11 protein-coding genes and 1 tRNA gene are annotated in these 16,312 nt (G+C 69.5%); 3 read left to right on the forward strand and 9 right to left on the reverse strand.

Annotation, left to right across the window (positions count from 1 at the left end; all coding sequences use genetic code 11):
- The 6 genes from WMF43_RS13960 to WMF43_RS13985 form a co-directional block, all read right to left on the reverse strand.
- Complete coding sequence (locus WMF43_RS13960) at nucleotides 1-885, reverse strand: class I SAM-dependent methyltransferase (protein ID WP_437680565.1); 885 nt, start codon at nucleotides 883-885, stop codon at nucleotides 1-3.
- A complete protein-coding gene (locus WMF43_RS13965) occupies nucleotides 872-2,689 on the reverse strand; it encodes a fatty acyl-AMP ligase (protein WP_437680567.1) in 1,818 nt (605 codons plus the stop codon). The genes WMF43_RS13960 and WMF43_RS13965 overlap by 14 nt, the downstream gene beginning before the upstream one ends.
- Nucleotides 2,690-3,131: 442 nt before the next feature.
- Complete coding sequence (locus WMF43_RS13970; protein ID WP_437680569.1) at nucleotides 3,132-4,214, reverse strand: DUF4340 domain-containing protein; 1,083 nt, start codon at nucleotides 4,212-4,214, stop codon at nucleotides 3,132-3,134.
- A gap of 26 nt (nucleotides 4,215-4,240) precedes the next feature.
- On the reverse strand, nucleotides 4,241-6,082 hold the full coding sequence (locus tag WMF43_RS13975) for a GldG family protein (protein ID WP_437680571.1): 1,842 nt from the start codon (nucleotides 6,080-6,082) through the stop codon (nucleotides 4,241-4,243).
- Nucleotides 6,083-6,091: 9 nt separating this feature from the next.
- On the reverse strand, nucleotides 6,092-6,826 hold the full coding sequence (locus tag WMF43_RS13980; RefSeq protein WP_437680573.1) for an ABC transporter permease: 735 nt from the start codon (nucleotides 6,824-6,826) through the stop codon (nucleotides 6,092-6,094).
- Nucleotides 6,827-6,832: 6 nt separating this feature from the next.
- A complete protein-coding gene (locus WMF43_RS13985) occupies nucleotides 6,833-8,011 on the reverse strand; it encodes an ATP-binding cassette domain-containing protein (protein ID WP_437680575.1) in 1,179 nt (392 codons plus the stop codon).
- Nucleotides 8,012-8,484: 473 nt separating this feature from the next.
- On the opposite strand from WMF43_RS13985, the gene WMF43_RS13990 reads away from it, so the two are divergent.
- Together WMF43_RS13990 and WMF43_RS13995 are read left to right on the forward strand one after the other, a co-directional pair.
- Entirely contained in the window at nucleotides 8,485-9,732 is a 1,248-nt protein-coding gene (locus tag WMF43_RS13990) for an aspartate kinase (RefSeq protein WP_437680577.1), read from the forward strand.
- A 146-nt stretch (nucleotides 9,733-9,878) separates the two neighbouring features.
- Complete coding sequence (locus WMF43_RS13995; RefSeq protein WP_437680579.1) at nucleotides 9,879-11,063, forward strand: hypothetical protein; 1,185 nt, start codon at nucleotides 9,879-9,881, stop codon at nucleotides 11,061-11,063.
- A 40-nt stretch (nucleotides 11,064-11,103) separates the two neighbouring features.
- On the opposite strand, the gene WMF43_RS14000 is transcribed toward WMF43_RS13995, so the two are convergent.
- Both WMF43_RS14000 and WMF43_RS14005 read right to left on the reverse strand, forming a co-directional pair.
- Nucleotides 11,104-12,696, reverse strand: coding sequence for a TROVE domain-containing protein (locus WMF43_RS14000; RefSeq protein WP_437680580.1), 1,593 nt, complete (start codon nucleotides 12,694-12,696; stop codon nucleotides 11,104-11,106).
- A 135-nt stretch (nucleotides 12,697-12,831) separates the two neighbouring features.
- Nucleotides 12,832-12,965: transfer RNA gene (locus WMF43_RS14005), tRNA-Arg, on the reverse strand.
- Between the two features lie 402 nt (nucleotides 12,966-13,367).
- Here WMF43_RS14005 and WMF43_RS14010 point away from each other — a divergent pair.
- The gene (locus WMF43_RS14010; protein WP_437680582.1) at nucleotides 13,368-14,093 is read left to right on the forward strand and encodes a hypothetical protein; all 726 of its coding nucleotides are present in this window, start codon (nucleotides 13,368-13,370) and stop codon (nucleotides 14,091-14,093) included.
- Between the two features lie 48 nt (nucleotides 14,094-14,141).
- Here the strand turns inward: WMF43_RS14010 and WMF43_RS14015 are convergent, their stop codons facing one another.
- Nucleotides 14,142-16,229 (reverse strand): S9 family peptidase, encoded by a 2,088-nt coding sequence (locus WMF43_RS14015; RefSeq protein WP_437680584.1) that lies wholly within the window; start codon nucleotides 16,227-16,229, stop codon nucleotides 14,142-14,144.
- Nucleotides 16,230-16,312: the final 83 nt, after the last annotated feature.

Consider the following 16,312-nt stretch of genomic DNA (forward strand, 5'->3'; position numbering starts at 1 on the left):
TCAGTCGATCCTGCGAAGCTCGTATTGAGCGAGGGAGCTGTAGTGCTTGTCGAACGCGTTCACGCACGTCGACAGGTAACGATCGTAGTCGTCGAAGACCTTGTTCCCCCACGTCGACCGGATGGTCTTCTCGTTCAGCCGGAGCCGGCGCAGCCACTCCGCCGTGGTGCGCTGGTAGTGCTCGCGCCGCGTGTTCACCTGGATCACCTCCCAGTAGGGGTTCACCGCCTGGATGATGTCCTCGAGGCGCGGGTTCAGGCCGCCCGGGAAGATCTCGCGGGTCACGAAGTAGATGTCCTCGAGCTCCGCCTTCGTGCCGGCCGCGAGCGGGCCCCAGGGCGACATCCGCGGCGTCCGGTTGCGGAGGATCGTCTGGAGGCCGAACCACGCGCCCTTGTTCGTGAGCTCCCAGGCCTTCTTGAAGTAGGCCCGGTAGATGTCGATCGCCTTGCCCTGGCGCGCCTCCTCGGGCGAGCACAGGTGGTCGATCATGCAGATCGAGATGAGGCTGTCGAAGCGCTCCGCCGTCGAGAACGTGCGGAAGTCGCCGCCGATCACCTCGACGCCGGGGATCTTGCGGGCGTTCACCTCCGCGGCCTGCGCGGTGGAGAGCGTGACGCCGACCGCGCGCTTCGCGCCGCGCGTGGTGGCCACGTACTCGAGCGCCGCGCCCCAGCCGCAGCCGATGTCGAGGACCTTCTTCTCGGGCGTCACCTTGGCGAAGTCCGAGAGGATCCGGAGCTTGTTCAGCTGCGCGGCCTCGAGCGATTGATCGGGGGACTCGAAGACGGCGCACGTGTAGTTCATGCGCTCGTCGAGCCACAGCCTGAAGAACTCGTTCGAGACGTCGTAGCTGACCTCGACCTCGGCCTTACTGGATCCCATCGATAACTCCTTCGACACGTGCCGGGATGCCGCCCGCGCGGCCCCCATCGTTTCTCGCTGCGGCGCCGCCCGCGCGGTCCGCGCCGGCGTGAGGCGAGCGCGCCTCGACGTCGTCGGCGTCCGTGGCGAGCTCGAGCTCGCCGGCCTCGAAGCGCCGCTTCATCTCGCGGCGCCGCACCTTGCCGCTCGACGTCTTCGCCAGCGTCCCCCGCTTGATCGTCACGACCTCGGAGAGCTGCACCCCGAGCTCCGCGCGCACGGCCTGGAGGACCGCCTGCGCGACGCCGGGGGCGCTCCGCTTGACCTCGGCGACCACGACGGCCCGCTCGGCGCCGGAGGCGCTGAGGCAGGAGAACGCCGCGCAGTGGCCGTCGCGCACCCCCTCCACCGAGGACGCGACGCGCTCGATGTCCTGGGGGTAGTAGTTCTTGCCGCCCAGGATGATGAGGTCCTTGGAGCGGCCGCAGATGTACACCTCGCCGCCGGCGATATAGCCGAGATCGCCCGTCCGCAGCCAGCCGCCGCCGAACGTCGCCTCGGTCTGCTCCGGCTCGTTGAAGTACCCGGCCGCGACGCTGGGCCCGCGCACCCAGATCTCGCCCACCTCGCGCTCGCCGAGCTTCGCGCCGTCCGGGCCCGCGACGATCAGCTCGTGGCAGGGGAGGGGGCGGCCGCACGACACGAGCTCCAGCGCCGCGCCGCCGTTCGCGGGGCGCGCCTTCCCGGCCTGCATCGCCTTCACGTCCACCCGGTCGGTGGTGAGCGGGGCCTCGAGGTCGCTGAAGGAGATCGCCAGCGTGGCCTCGGCCATGCCGTACGAGGGCAGGATGCTCTCCGGGCGGAGCCCCTGCTTGCCGAAGCGGTCCAGGAACGCGCGGAGCACGTCGGCCTGGATCGGCTCGGCCCCGCACCCGAGCGCGCGCAGGCAGGAGAGGTCCCAGCCCGCGGCCTGCGCGTCGGTGACCGCGCGCGTCGCGAGCGCGAACGCGAAGTTCGGCGCGAAGGTGATCGTGCCGCGGAAGCGGTGGATCGCGTCGAGCCACAGCGACGGGCGGCGGATGAACGCCGTCGTCGGCAGGAACATCACCGGCACGAGCGCGTACAGCGGGGCCACGACGAAGCCGATGAGCCCCATGTCGTGGTAGAGCGGCAGCCAGCTGACGCCGCGATCCTCCGGCGTGGAGCGCAGCCCGTCGAACATGATCGCGTGGCTGTTCACCGACAGGTTGCGGTGCGTCACCATCACGCCCTTGGGCCGCGAGGTGCTCCCCGACGTGAACTGCAGGAACGCGAGGTCGTCGAGCGACACCTGCCACGCCTCCTCCGCCTCGGCGGCGTCGAGCCCTTCGGGCCCGCGGACGTCGCGCTCGAGGACGACGCGCAGCCGCGGCGCGCCGGCCTGGCCGACCGCGGCGAGGTATGCGTCGATCATCTCCTTGAGCGGCTCGTTCGTGACGAGCACGCCGGCGCCGGACGCCTCCAGGATGTGCCGCACCGTCTCGCTGTAGGCCTCGAGCTTGGCCAGCGACTGCGGTGGGTACATCGGCACGGCGACGATGCCCGCCGTGAGCGCGCCCACGAAGGTGAGCACGAACTCGTCGGCCTCGGTCAGGATCAGGGCGACCCGATCGCCCTTGCGGAGCCCGAGCGCGCGCAGCGCACGCGCCCGGCGCCGCGCCTCGCGCCAGAGCTCGGCGTACGTGACCGACCGCTCCTCCCCCGAGCTGCGAACGAACCTGACCGCTCGATCGGCGTGCGCGGCGTGCGCCGCATTTTGCTGGAGGACCTCGACGAAGGTTCGCATGGCTCTCTGGCAGTCCTGGCTACCCGGCATGGACAGAGCTGTCCGACAAGGACAACCCGGACTTCGGTGCGCGCCAGCCATAAGCGAAATCCGGGCCAGGGCAAACAGAAAACGTTAAATTGCAGGCTTTCCGCAGGATTCCCGCACGACGGGGGCGTCAGATGACGAAAAACCGTGCGCAGAGTGCGTCGAAAATTCGTCACATCGCCCCAGGGGTGCGAAATTCGATTCGCAGGCGATGGGCGCAGGGCGCCCAGTGTGGCCGCGGCGAATCTGCCCAGGCGCAGCGCCGACGTGCTGGAGCGCCCGCTTAGCACGGTTGCCGTCGCGCTGGCTCGGTTCCGCGGCGCGGCCCATGCGGTGGCGCGGGGATCGACGGCGCACAAAAACGAAGAGGCGCCGGTCTCCCGGCGCCTCCCGATCTCACGCGCGACGGGGCTGGCTACTCGCCGCCGCCGAGATCCATGTGGCTCGCCTCGTCGTCGTGGGCCTCATGGGCGTCGTCGCCCTTCTTGTCGTCCTTCTTCTCGGTCTTCTCGAACTTCTTCTGGTCCGCGACGGCCCAGTCGGCCGACCACGACGAGAGCACGTAGATCGTGCCGTCGCCGCCCTCCTTCACGGCGTAGCGGCTCGATCCCTTCGCGACCTTGCCGACCTTGATGGTGAAGTCGCCGGCGTCGTCCTTGAGCTTGATCTTGACGATGCCGCCCTCGGTCGCCGCGTTGTCGAGCCCGGTGTCGGACTTCGCGTCGCCGAAGTCCTCTGCGTTGAGGCTCTGGTAGCCGCGCAGGAGGTCCTTCACCTTGTTCTCGTCGAGCTTCTCCCACTTCGGGGCGGGCGCGCCGATCTTGCCGCCCTTGTCGCGCGGCGCGAACGTGCCGGACCACTTGTCGCCGTTCTTCGAGAAGCTGAACAGGCCGTTCTTGTTCTCGACGGAGGCCTGGATCACGTTGTCGTCCTCGAACTTGAGGATCGACGTCTCGCGCCAGTTCTTCGGCTCCCGCGTGTACAGGTAGCTCGAGTAGCCGGCCGCGACGTAGACCCCGTCCTTGCCGGCGACGCGCGCCATCTGCCCGCGCGAGCCGCTCTTGCCGAAGTACATGTCGAGCGCCTTCTCGTCGCCCTTGTACGCGACGACGTGGACCGCCTTGTCGTCGTTGAGCTCGTACTGCCCGTAGGTGCCGGCCGTCCGGTCGATCACCTCCTTCAGCTTGAGCTCCTTCAGGTTGTCGAGCAGGCTGCGCACGTTCGCCGCGTTCGCCTTCGCGTTCACCGGCTGCGTGACCTCCCACGCGTCGCCCTTCTTCTCGAGCGTCACGTCGGACTTGTCGGCGTTCTTGATCGAGATCTTCGTGATCTTCTCGACGTCGTCCTTCGGCACCCCGACGCTCGGCAGATCCGCGGTCGCGGCCGTCGCCGAGTGCGCGGAGAGCTGCTCGGTCTTCTTCTTCTGCGTGATGTACACGCCCAGGCCGAGGAGCGCGAGGACGGCGAGGGCGATGTAGATTCTGTGCTCGGTCTTCATGGCTCTTTACCCCGTGGGGCTCTGGCTCAATCGAGCTTGATGTTCTCGCGGGCGCTCTCGCGCCGCCGCCACCGGACGAGGCCGAACGCGGCGAACAGGGCGGCGGGCAGCAGCGTGAGCGTCCACTGCACGCGCGTCTGCACGCTCTTGCGCTGCGCCCGGTACTCCTCGGCCTTCCTGGCCAGGCTGGCCTCGTCGTCCTCCGCCTCCTGCTTCGGCTTCTCGATGTCCGAGTAGGTGAGGTTCGTCTCGCCGAGCAGCTTCGCGCTGGCCGCGAGGAGCGTGCTGTCCCCCGCCATCCAGTCGAGCGTGTTCTTGAGCGCGAGGATCGTGTTGGTCAGGTACTTCTGCGCGTAGGGCTGCGACAGCATCTGCAGGTCCTCGTCGCCGCCCATCCCGCCCATCATCGCCATCTGCGGCGGCATGGGGGGCGGGTTGCCGGCGCGCGCGAACGGGTTCGCGAGGAACTGCGACGCCGAGACCACGAGCACCCGGCTCGGGCTGGCGCTCTCCCCGGGGGCCGTGATGCCGAGCCCCTCCTGCCCGCCGAAGGCGCTCTTCAGCTTGCCCTCGACGGTCACCCCGATCGCGCGCTGCGCGCGCTCGCCCTTCGGCGCCCAGTCCGAGCGGATCTTCATGTCGATCGTCTCGGCGGTGTCGACGGTCGTGTTCGGCGTCGAGCGCGCGACGACCTTCACCGTCGCCTCGGGCTGCTTCTCCGGGTGCGGCACGAGCGTCGACGGGAACGGGAAGGCGAGCTCCGCGAGGCGGAAGAAGCCCGGGAACGCCGTGTCGAGGAGCTGCTCCTTCTCGTCGAGGCGGCTGTCCTCCTGGAGCTGGAGGATGCCCGGCGCCCGGAACCACAGGAGCTGGCCGGACTGCGTCTGCACCGGCAGCGCCATCGAGCGGCTCCAGTCGAGGACCGCCTCCTTCTTCATCTCGACGCCGTAGCCCTCGAGCAGCTTCTCGAGGCCCCACGTGTTGAGCGTCGCCTTCATCGCCGGGTCGGAGGCCTTGATGTTCACGGCGCCGGCGAAGACGGCGAGCGCCTTGTTGCCGAGCATGAGGAACTGGTCGATGCGGCGCAGCTCCTTCTCGGTGAACTCCTTGCCGGGCTGGGTGATGACGATCCCGACGAGGTCCTTGTTGATCTCGGCGTCGCCGCCCTTCAGGTCGACGTCCTCGAACTTGTAGAACGGCAGCGCCTGCTCGAGGATGCCCTTCATGTTGGGGCCGGGCCGCCCGCCCTGGGACGCGATGAGGTTCGCCTCCGAGAGCTTGATCTCGTCCTTGCCCGTGACGATGCCGAACGTCTGGTTGATGTTGTCGGCGCGGTCGCGGAGCTCACGGATCTTGTTCGTGATCCAGAACTCGAGCCCCTGCGACTGGTCGGGCGACAGGATCGGGATCGCCTCCTTCTCGCTGCCGTACTTGAACGAGACGCCCATGAACCCGCGGGTGATGGTCGCCTGGTCCTGGCCGGTCTCGCTCCCCTCGCCGAACGCGGCCTCCTGGAGGCCGGCCTCCTTGGCGGCGGCGCGCTGCTCGTCCGTCTTCGGCTCGATGATCGTGTAGTGGAGCTTGCCGTTCGAGGCCTGCTCGTACTCGCCCATCAGGTCGGTGAGATCCTGGATGAACGCCTCGTGCTTCGGGAGCCCGCGGGTGACGTAGATGTCGACCTGGAGGTCCTGCTTGAGCCCCTCGCGGACGAGGTGGGCGGAGCCCTTCGACAGCGTGAAGCGCTCGTTCTTCGTCAGATCGAAGCGCTTGTAGGCGCTGTAGGAGATGACGTTGGCCACCACGAGGATGGCGGCCACGATGGCCAGGTAGACGCCTGTTTGCGTCGCGGCTTTGGCTTTCCGTTCCATGGGTAGTCCTTACGCCCACTTCCTGCGCTCGAGCGCCCTGAACGCGGCCATCAGGCAGCCGACGGTGATCGAGAGGAAGAAGACGACGTCTCGGGTGGACACCATGCCGCGCGCGAACGGCGCGAGGCGCGTGTCGAAGCTGATGAAGGCGAGCACATCGCGCACGGCCGGCGGCGCGTTGTCGGACGCGGCGCCGATGAAGTGCAGGAAGAGGAGGAGCATGAAGGTGATGAAGAACGCGATCACCTGGCTCTCCGTGAGCGCCGAGATGAGCAGGCCAATCGCGACCGCCGCGGCGCTGTAGAGCACGAGGCCGATGTAGCCCGAGATCACCGGCCCGCTGTCGAGCGCGCCGAGGTGCCAGGGGGTCACGAACATCATGAACGGGTAGAGCGTGGTCGCGAGGATGAGCACGAGCACGAGCCCCCAGGCGCCGAGGAACTTGCCGAGGATGACCTCGTGGTCCTTGACCGGGAGGGTGATGAGCATCTCCAGCGTCCCGCTCCGCCGCTCCTCGGCGAGCAGGCGCATCGTCACGACGGGGATGACGAGGAACGACAGGCCGCGCGGGGCCTGCGCGAACAGCTGCGCGAGCGAGGCGCGATCGGCCTGCCAGAAGCCGCCGTTCAGGTAGAAGAAGACGAAGCCGAGCGCGATCAGCCCGAGGCAGATCACGACATAGGCCAGGGGGGAATCGAAGTTGGAGCGGAACTCCCGCTTCGCGATGGTCAGGGTGGTGCTCATAACCGTTCAGCCCTTCTTCTTTTCGGGCGCCTCTTCCTCCGCGCCTCCGTCGCCGTCGTCCTTCTCCTCGTCGCCGGCGGTGTCCTCGTCCTCGTCCTCGTCCTCGTCGTCCTCGTCCTCGCCCGCCGAGGTCTCGTCCTCGTCGTCGAGGTCGTCGGTGATCAGCTTGCGGCCGCGGTCCTTCCGCTCGTCGCCGCGGGTGAGCGCCTTGAAGACGTCCTCGAGGCTCTGCGAGTCGCGCCGCATCTCGAGGAGCAGCCAGCCCTTCTGGACGATGAGCTGGAAGAGCTCGGGCCGGATGTCGCCGCCGAGCGCGCCGAGGAGCTGGAAGCTGTGGGCGTTGTCGTCGGTCGGCAGCTCGGTGACGCTGGTGACGCCGGGCAGCCTGCCGAGCGCCTCCTGGACCTCCTGGGCGGTCGGCGGCTTGCGCGTGCCCGCCCGGTAGCCCTCGGCGCCCTCGAACACCTTCTTCTCGTGGACGGTGACGACGTACCGGACCTTGCCGCTCTTCGCGCGGATCTCGTCGAGGGGGCCGTCGGCGACGACGCGGCCCTTGGAGACGATGATGGCGCGGGCGCACGCGGCCTCGACCTCGGAGAGGTTGTGGGTCGAGAGCAGGATCGTCCGCTCCTTGCCGATCTCCTTGATGTAACGGATGACCTCGGCCTTCTCGTTCGGGTCGAGGTCGCTCGTCGGCTCGTCGAGGATGAGGATCGGGGGGTCGTGCACGAGCGCCTGCCCGAGGCCGACGCGCTGGCGGTAACCGTGGGAGAGGTTCCGGATGTCCTTGCCGAGCACCTGGGCGAGGCCGCAGACCTCCACGATCCCCTTCATGCGCTTGCGGAACACGGACTGATCGAGCCCGCGCATGTCGGCGACGAAGGAGAGGTATTCCCAGACGTTCATCTCGCCGTAGAGCGGGGCGCGCTGGGGCAGGTAACCGAGCTTTCGCCTGACATCGAGCGGGTCGTCGAAGACGTCGTAGCCGTGCACCCGCGCTGTCCCGGCGGAAGCCGAGATGAAGCAGGTGAGGATGCGCATCGTCGTCGACTTGCCGGCCCCGTTCGGTCCGAGGAAGCCGACCACCTCGCCGCGATGGACCTCGAAGCTCACCTTGTCGAGCGCGCGCAGCGACCCATAGCGCTTGGTCAGCGAGCTCGCCTCGATCATCACATCGCTAGCCAAAATAACCTCCTTGATCGTTCCTTGACGGGGAGCGTCGTGCTCCACGATTCCGCGCCTGGCGATCCCTCCCGCCCCTGGCCGGCAGGCGCGCCTGTCGGCGCCCTGGATCGCCCTTTACCCAGGCGAATGGCGGCGCCATCCTAGCGGCGGGGGGATCTCTGTCAACAGCGCCGACCCGAAGCGGCTAGGGCGGGGGTTTATTCCCCGGCCGCCGAGCCCGGCGGCGGGAGGTGCGGGCGAGCGTGGGCGCAGGGGCGCGGCGGGCGGCGGTCGTCCGTCCGCGGGTGCAGTCGAGCGTCCGCGGGCGTTGTGGCGGCGTCCGCGACGGCCCTCGGGCTGCGTCCGCGGCCTCCCCGGGGCTGCGGCTGGGCTCGCGTGGGCTCGTGAAAGGTTGTGCTCGTCGGCCTTTCTAGCGCTCTCCACATTTCCTCTTGACCCGACAGCGCGCTTTGGACTAGTTGGCCACACCTCGCGTGAGCCTTATCGTCCAGAAGTTCGGCGGCACGTCCGTCGGGTCCATCGAGCGCATCCAGCGGGCGGCCGCGCGGGCGCTCGCCACACAGCGGGCCGGTCATGACGTCGTGGTCATCGTGAGCGCGATGGCCGGCGAGACGAACCGCCTGCTCAAGCTAGCGTCGGACATCGCGCCGGTGCCGGACGCGCGGGAGATGGACGCGCTCGCGGCGACGGGCGAGCAGGTCTCTGCGGCGCTGATGGCGATCGCCATCCAGGCGCAGGGCGGCAAGGCGCGGAGCTTCCTCGGCCACCAGCTGAAGATCCTGACGGACAGCGCCTACACGAAGGCCCGGATCAAGGCGATCGACGCGCAGCGGCTGCACGAGGCGCTGGCCGGCGGGCAGATCGCCGTGGTCGCCGGCTTCCAGGGCGTGGACGACGCGGGCAACATCACGACGCTCGGGCGCGGCGGCAGCGACACGAGCGCCGTGGCCATCGCGGCGGCGGTGGGCGCCGAGTGCGAGATCTACACCGACGTCGACGGCGTTTACACGACCGATCCGAACATCTGCAAGACGGCGCGGAAGATCGACCGGATCAGCTACGAAGAGATGCTGGAGCTCGCCTCGCTTGGCGCGAAGGTCCTCCAGATACGGAGCGTGGAGGTTGCGATGAAGTATGGTGTCCCGGTGCACGTGCGGTCGTCGTTCTCGGACGTGCCGGGCACGTGGGTCGTCGGCGAGGAGCGGTCCCTGGAGAGCGTGACGGTGACGGGCGTGGCGCTCGACCGGAACGAGGCGCGGGTGATGCTGGTCGGCGTCGACGACAAGCCGGGCGTCGTGGCGCAGATCTTCGGCGCGCTGGCCGAGGAGAACATCAGCGTCGACATGATCATCCAGAACGCGCCGAGCTACGGGATCGAGGCGCGCGGCGCGGGCGGCGAGGTCAAGGCCGACGTGACCTTCACGGTCGGCAAGGCGGACCTGCCGCGGGCGAAGCTCGTGATGGAGAAGATCGCCGGGGGCGTGGGCGCGGTGGGCATCCGGTACGAGGAGGACATCGTGAAGGTGTCGATCGTCGGCCTCGGGATGCGCACCCACGCCGGCGTCGCGGCGCGGATGTTCCAGCTGCTCGCCGCCGAGGGGATCAACATCCAGGCGATCTCCACGAGCGAGATCAAGGTCTCGTGCCTGGTCTCGACGAAGTACGCTGAGCTCGCCGTGCGCGCGCTGCACGATGGCTTCGGTCTCGCCGCCAAGGTGTGACAAAAACTGTGCTACCGTCATAATGCGCTCGCTGTGAGCGGCCGCCGACACTGTCGGTAAGGCTGCTCGCAGCGCGTTGCGTTATGGCGTCGCGATCGCTCCATGAGGGGCGCACGGCGTCGCTTCATGTCGTCGTGGAGGTTCGCATGCGTAGCAGGGATGTCGGGCTGCTGGGGCTGGGCGCGTTCTGCGCCATGGCGCTTTTGATCAACGCTGGCGGGTGCCAGGCCGAGGGCGGCGGCACCCCGCCGACGGGCCCGACGGGGGCGTCCGGATCAGGCGGCGGCGGCGCGGGGACGAGCTCGGGGGACGGCGGCGGGGACCAGCCGACGACGTCGGGCACGGGGGCCGGGACGGGGACGGGGGCCGGGAGCGGGGGTGGCGGCGCGGGGGGCGGAGAGACGGCGCCGCAGGCGGCGACGATCGAGGAGATCACGACGGGGGCGATCCCGAGGGACACCGTCGTCGAGCTCAAGGGCGTCGTGGCGATGAGCCAGAAGTTCTACCTCGACGACACGAGGTCCGGGGACTGCCTCTGGGGTGTGTTTCTCTCCAGCCCCGGCCTCAGCGAGACCGCCGCCAACTCTGGGATTCTGGCCGTCTCTCGCAGCGAGGCGTTGACCGGAGAGGACGGGGAGATCACCTGCCCGAGGCTGGACAGCGCGCCGGCGGGGGACGCCTTCCCTGACGACGTGGCGCCCGGGGACCTGCTCGACGTCGTCGGCGAGACGACCTACTTCAACTCGAACTCATGTCACGACGGATGCGGCGATCTGACGTGTGATTCTGACAAAAATCCGCCGGAGACGGCGGATAGCTGCAGGCAGGACTGCGGCGCGATGCCCGATCTCATCCATGAGAGCGATATCGGTCAGTACCAGATCGAGTGGATCAGGAGTGTTACGCGGACGGGTCGCGTGGACGTTCCCGAGCCTCATGTCTTCACGCCCGAGGAGGCGATGAAGCTGAACTCTCCGACCGAGATCGACTTTCACCACAAGTGGGGTGGAGTGAAGGTGCGCCTGGAGGGGTCGCTCGCCCCGGAGCTGCGGACCAACACGAGCGGTCAGGAGGTGGTCGTCGGCCCCTACGGGAACATCCACCTCCAGGGCGGTCCCGTGCAGGTGGGGAACAAGATCTATTACATCGGCGGCTCGCAGGACGCGTGCCACCAGGGGCCGGTTTACTCCGACGTGAATACGGTGTTTTCGCGGGTCGACGGGTTCGTCTACAAGAATTTCTGCATCTGGAGCCTCCAGGTGACAAACAAGTGTGCAGACGTCGCGCCGCCGAGCGAGGACTGCATCGAGGAGAACCTGACGTGTCCCTGATGCGCCGTGCCGCGCACGGGAGCGTGCGCGGCTCCCGCGCCTACTCCTGCGCCATCGCCGCCGCGAAGCGCAGGAGCCCCTCGCCCCAGCCGCCGAGGATGTACGTGCGGTCGTAGAACTCGGGCACGAGCGTGTCCTGGTATCCGGCGACCTGCACCAGGAACACGCGCACGTCGCGGTGCACACGCGCGCGGTACGCGGCGACGAGCTTGGCCACGTCGATGTAGTGGCCGTTCCACGCGAAGTCCGCGTAGGCCTTCGGGTGCGTCCCGTAGAGGCCGCCGTGGCCGGCCTGCATGTCGCTCAGCACGAACACGGCGTCCCACCGCTGCCGCTCGCGGATCGCGCGATCCCAGAACAGCCAGACCCCGTTCTCCGTCGCCTGGCCGATCGTGCGGGCGATGTGCTCCGCGCGATCGAGCTGCGAGAACACGCTCTCGTTCTTGCGCACCGCGAAGCTCTCCAGCCGGTCGCCGAACACGCCGAGGTGCCCCTCGTCCGCGCGCATGCCCGCGATGACCCCCGTGAGGTTCGCGATCGTGGACACCTGCACCGTCCCGAGGCTGCTCGTCGTGGTGCCCTGCGCAGAGCCGCTGTTGTCGCAGAGCACCATCACGCGGCCGGGGAAATACGGCACCTGGCCGAGCGAGCGGTTCAGGCACTGCTCCACCGCGTCCAGCACGGCGCCCGGCGCGTTGCCCTTCACCGCGCGGTAGGCGCTGTAGTACCGGAAGGGCAGCTGCTTGCCCTCGGCCGCCGTCGCGACGAGCTTCGGCAGGAACGTCTCCGTCGGGACGCCCGCCTCGATGAGGTTGCGCAGGTTGCGCAGGAGGGCCATGTGGCCCATGACCGGCAGCGCCTTGCGCCACGCGCAGCGGTTCGAGCCGCGGGCCGAGACGATCGCTTCCCAGGTGCGCGCCGTCGCGCGGAGCGTGCCCTTCGCGAGGCGGTCCACGCTCGGGCTCTTCGGGTGCACGAGGTTCACGACGTCCACGGTCTTGCTCCCCTTGCCCTCCAGGCGGTACTTCGCGAGGGCGTGATCGTCGAAGCGCTCGAGCGCGTCGCGGAAGGCGCGCTTCAGCGCGTTCGGCACCGGCTTGCCGAAGCGGTAGAGCTGGTACGCGAGGCCCACCGCCGGCTCGTCCGCGCGCTGGATGATGCGCTCCGCGAAGCGGCGCACGAGCCCCGTCCCGCGCACGGACGGGGTGTTCGCCGCGCGCACCAGGATGACCTGGGGCGTCGTGCGCATGTGCTCCTCCTCCCGCAGCCGCGCCGCCTCGGCGAGCGTCGCCTCCGGATCGGCCGCGAGCGCCTCGTCGATGGCCTTCTCGATGAGCGCCGCCGGCGAGAGCTTGCGCCACTCGGCCGGATCCATGGCGCCGAGCGTCGCGCGCAGGCGCGCGACGTCCGTGTCGGAGAGCTGCGCGCGGCGCGCCGCCTTCTTCCCCGCCGCCGGGCGCGGATCCGCCGGCTCGCGGTGGTAGTACATCGGCTCTCCGAAGAAGCACGACGAGGCCGCGAGGCGGAGGCGCTTCAGCGGGTCTGCGATGTCGAAGGAGCGCCCGCCCATCCAGTTCAGGTGCGCGTCGCCGCGGCGCCCGTCCTTACGCTTGAGATGCTGAAAGAAAGCCATGGTGACACCTCCTTCGTCCTCGACGCACGCGCGGCGAGGGGTCGAGATAACGGGCGCAGCGCGGAGGATGGTGGTCACGGGGTTTGTCGTGTCAGAACGAAGGAACCGTGACGCTGACTGCCGCGCTGCGCCCTGTGCCAGAGGCGGGACTCGAACCCGCGACCTCGTCCTTAGGAGGGAAGTAACCCCGGAGCTCACTGCCGGCGCTCATCGCGCCGGAGAACACCGCCCGGAGTTGTTTGCGCGCTCTACCGCTGAGCTACTCTGGCGTGGACGCGAGGGGGTATTGCAGGGAGGATGCCAACCGGGCTCGGCCGACGGAGCCGCGGAAATCCGCGGGCGTGAGGCCGGGATGGCGACGCCGCCTTATACGACGGGATAAATTCGTAGCGGACGAGATAAGCCGCCGTGGGCGCTCCTGCGCCGTGTCGCGGTCGACGAGCGCGGGTGCCGGGCCACGCCCGCCGGCGCGCGCGCCTCGATTCGGGCCACGTTCTCCTCGCCGCGCCCTGAGAAATCCCTCCCTTCGCGCGCCTGTGTCATGTAGAGAGCTCTGGCCGAGACCGCTTCTTCGCCACGCTCGCGGCGCTCGCGCGCGGCGTGGCTGGCGGGGCGGTCATGGCGCTGGTCGACGAGCCCTGAGCGCGCTAGCGCGCAGCGGAGTTGCCCTCATGTCCGATTCCTACATCTACCAGCGCGACATCCCGGTGTTCGGCCGCTCCGCGGCGTCGCAGATCCGGAAGCTCGTCCTGCCGATGGATGCGGGCTTCAGGCAGGCCCTGCGGACCATGACGGCGCGCCTCGACGCCGCGACCGCAGCCGTGGGCGAGGCGATGCGGAACGCGGCGGCCGCTCCTCCGCGCGCCCCCGCGTCCGGCCGCTCCAGCAAGGGTCAGCATGCGCCGGTCGCGACGGGCCGCGACCTGATGCGCCGCCTCCTAACCTACGCTGCGTCGCGGCCGAGCGGGGCCGCGGTGGCCCGCGACATCCTGCAGGGCCAGACCCTCGCCGCGGTGCTCCGCCGCCGCCCCGCGGAGCTCATCGAGGTGATGACCCAGGCGCTGGAGGCGCTCGAGCGGCACAAGCGCCGGTTGCCCGAGCACGCGGAGTGGACGACCGCGATCGAGCGCTCGCGGGATGCCCTCGAGCCGCTCACGAGGAGCGTGCGCAAGAGCCGCCTCGCCCGCCGCGCCATGACCCCCGAGGTGAAGGCTGCGCGCGACGAGTGGCTCACCATCTATCGTGCCGCAAAGCTCCTTGTGGAGTGTGTCCTCCGGCTCCACGGCAAGGTGTCCCTGATGCCGCAGATCTTCGACGATCTCGCGGACGAGCACCACGTCGGCACGCCGGTCGACCCTGGGCAGATCCCGCAGACCGGCGCGCCCGCGTCCGCCTGAGCGCCGGCCGGCAAAACGCCCTCTTCCCGAGCTCCCAGGAGCAGCGCCCTACCGCGCTCCGAGGTGCGTCTGGAAGAACCGCACGATGTGCCCGTACTGGAGCACCTGGTTGTCGCGCTTCTGCGCCCCGTGCCCCTCGTCGGGAAACAAGATGAGCTCGGACGGGATCTTCTTGGCCTCCAGCGCCCGCTGGATCTGCACGGACTCCCCCGCGGGCACGCGTGGGTCCGTGACACCCTGGATGATGAGCAGCGGCGCCTTCACCCGATCGAGGTACGTGATCGGCGACAGCTTGACCAGCGCGTCCCGATCCTTGTCGGGATCCCCGTACTCGGAGGTCCGGAGGATGCGCCGATAAGGCGCCGTGTTCTGGAGGAACGTGACCAGGTTGCTCATCCCGACGACCGCGGCCCCGGCGTCGTACGCCCCGGCGAACATCGTCATGCCGATCAGCGCGGAATAACCGCCGTAGCTGCCGCCGAAGACGCCGACCTTGGGCGGCCGGCCCTCGTGGCCGAAGGTCGCCCTCACGAACTTCGCGGCGTCCTCGATGTCCGTGATGACGTCGAGCCGCTTCGCGCCGTCGTCGGCGTGCAGCCACGCCTTGCCGTAACCGTCGCTCCCGCGGACGTTCGGCTCGACGAAGACGAAGCCGGCGTCGACGAAGATCTGCGCCCGCGCGCTGAACCCCGCCCTGCTCTGGCTCTCCGGGCCGCCGTGGAAATGGACGATCACCGGGCACGGCTGCTCGCAGCGCGCCGGGCGGCGCACGAACATCGGGATCTGCGCGCCGTCGCGCGCCGGGTAGGACTCGAGCGTCGCCGCGGCGAACGCGCCCGCGTCGACCTCCGGCGTGCTCGGGGTGTGCCACTGCGCGAGCTTGCCCGTGGTCCAGTCGAGCACATAACTCGTCGCCGGAGATCTCGAGGTCTGCACGATCAGCGTGGTGAACCGGCCGTCCCTCGTCGTGGCGATCGGCACCACGTGGTCTGCCTCCGGGAGCGCAGGGAGCTTGATCTCGCGGAGCGTCCTCGCGTCGAGCGCGCGCAGCCGCGTGTAGCCCCGCTCGTTCACCGTGTAGAGGATCCGCTTCTTGCCGCGATCGACCCGGAACTCGCTGACGTCGAACGGGATCTCCGGCGTGATCGGCGCGAGCTTCCCCTCCTTCCAGCGGTAGAGCCGGCGGTGCTCCCCGAGCCTCGGCGTGAGGACGAAGATCTCGCCGGGCGCCGCGCCGTAGACGGCCTGGTAGTCCTCGCGCTCGCCCTGTCCGAACAGCGGCGTCAGCGCCCCGGCCGCCGGATCGGCCTTCGCGGCGCCCTTCGCGGAAGGCGCCCACTCGTAAAATTCGGTCATGTTGGACCCGACGTCCTTCGCGAGCAGCAGGCGGCCGTCGGTCGCCACGTCCGCGGCGCGCCAGATGCCCTCGCGATCGAACACGAGCTCTCGCTGCTTCGACGCGATGTCGTACCGGTAGATGGCATACGCGTCCTTCTTGACGTCGTTGGCGCGGTAATAGACGTGCCGCCCGTCGTCGGAGACGATCTGGAGCTGGGTCTGCACGCCGGGCTTGTGCTGGATGGGGAGGAGCGGGCCGCCCTTCGCCTCCTGGAGGTAAAGACCTGGGTTCTCCTCGCCTTTCCGGTCGCGCGAGAGGACGAGGTACGCGCCGCCGGGCGTCACGTCCTCGACCACCGTCGGATCCTCGCCGCCCGTCAGCTGCACCGGGAAACGCTGCGGGCCGTCGAGCCGGAAGACCTGCCGCGTCCCGGTGATCGTCCAGGTGAAGAAGAGCGCCTTGCCGTCCGGGGCGAGGACGCCGCCGCCGGGCGCGCGCACGTCGAGCATCGCCTGGATCCGGCGCGACACGTCGTCCGGGAGCGGGGGCGCCGCATAACGGGCCAGGATCTCCGGCGAGACGCTCGTCGCGCCGTGGCCCTCGTACGCCGGCCGCTCCGGCGCAGGCGCTGGCTGCGGCGCCGCGACCGGCGCTGCTGCCGCGGGTCGGGCGGGCGCGGCCGAGGCGGGCGCGGGCGCCTGCGCGGGCGACGCGGGCGCGCACCCGGCGGCGGAGAGGGCGAGGACGGAGAGCAGCGCGCCGGGGCGGCGTCGCCGCCGCTGCGAGAGGTGCGACATGCGGCGCATTTCGCCGGAGAGGCCGCGCCCCGGCAAGATGAAAGGCGGTGCGCGCGAGTGGGAGAATGTGCGTCGGAGCGCCG

This window comes from Sorangium sp. So ce131 (assembly GCF_051519095.1).
Classification (GTDB): Bacteria; Myxococcota_A; Polyangia; order Polyangiales; family Polyangiaceae; genus Sorangium.

Coding starts and splice junctions, on each gene's coding strand:
- WMF43_RS13975 (WP_437680571.1), bottom strand. CDS start 6,082: ATGGAACGGAAAGCCAAAGCCGCGACGCAAACAGGCGTCTACCTGGCC.
- WMF43_RS13960 (WP_437680565.1), bottom strand. CDS start 885: ATGGGATCCAGTAAGGCCGAGGTCGAGGTCAGCTACGACGTCTCGAAC.
- WMF43_RS14000 (WP_437680580.1), bottom strand. CDS start 12,696: ATGGCTTTCTTTCAGCATCTCAAGCGTAAGGACGGGCGCCGCGGCGAC.
- WMF43_RS14010 (WP_437680582.1), top strand. CDS start 13,368: ATGTCCGATTCCTACATCTACCAGCGCGACATCCCGGTGTTCGGCCGC.
- WMF43_RS13970 (WP_437680569.1), bottom strand. CDS start 4,214: ATGAAGACCGAGCACAGAATCTACATCGCCCTCGCCGTCCTCGCGCTC.
- WMF43_RS13980 (WP_437680573.1), bottom strand. CDS start 6,826: ATGAGCACCACCCTGACCATCGCGAAGCGGGAGTTCCGCTCCAACTTC.
- WMF43_RS14015 (WP_437680584.1), bottom strand. CDS start 16,229: ATGTCGCACCTCTCGCAGCGGCGGCGACGCCGCCCCGGCGCGCTGCTC.
- WMF43_RS13965 (WP_437680567.1), bottom strand. CDS start 2,689: ATGCGAACCTTCGTCGAGGTCCTCCAGCAAAATGCGGCGCACGCCGCG.
- WMF43_RS13995 (WP_437680579.1), top strand. CDS start 9,879: ATGCGTAGCAGGGATGTCGGGCTGCTGGGGCTGGGCGCGTTCTGCGCC.